Source organism: Streptomyces sp. B15 (assembly GCF_018070605.1).
Lineage (GTDB): Bacteria > Actinomycetota > Actinomycetes > Streptomycetales > Streptomycetaceae > Streptomyces > Streptomyces smyrnaeus.
Map to the genome: position 1 here is coordinate 1 of NZ_JAGPXJ010000212.1, position 520 is coordinate 520.

At 75.2% G+C, this 520-nt stretch carries 1 protein-coding gene; it reads left to right on the forward strand.

All coding sequences use genetic code 11. The features are described 5' to 3' along the window. On the forward strand, positions 1-520 hold a 520-nt coding region (locus KBY19_RS35900), incomplete at both ends, for a polyketide synthase dehydratase domain-containing protein (protein WP_210967526.1).

Here is a 520-nt window from a genome sequence, read left to right on the forward strand (position 1 = left end):
CGGCTTGCCGCCCGGGGCCTGGGCGACGGCCGGACGGTCCGAGGGCGGCGCGCGGCATCGCGGCTCGGCGACGACATCCACGCGGACGTACTGCTCGACGCCGGCGGCAACCAGGTGGACCCCCGTCATCTGCTCCACCCCGCACTGCTGGCCGCCGCGTTCCACGCCGCCTTCGCCGAGTGGCACGAGAAGGAGTCCGCCACGGCGCTGCTGCCCTTCGCGTGGTCCGGCGTCCGGCTGCACCGGAGTGAACGGGCGCCTCGGGCCCTACGGGTGCGTCTCACCCCGCTCGGACCCGACACCCTGCGCATGACCGGCTGGGACCAGGACGGGCGGACCGTGGTCACCGTCGACTCGGTGACGGCCCGCCCCGTCTCACCCGCGAAGCTGGCAGGTGCCCGTCCCGCCGCTGCCGACTGTCTGTTCGCGGTGGACTGGACACCGGCGGCCCCGCCCGCCGACCCGGTGGCAACGGACCGGATGGCGATACTCGGTCCCACCGGGCCGACCGTCGGTGACA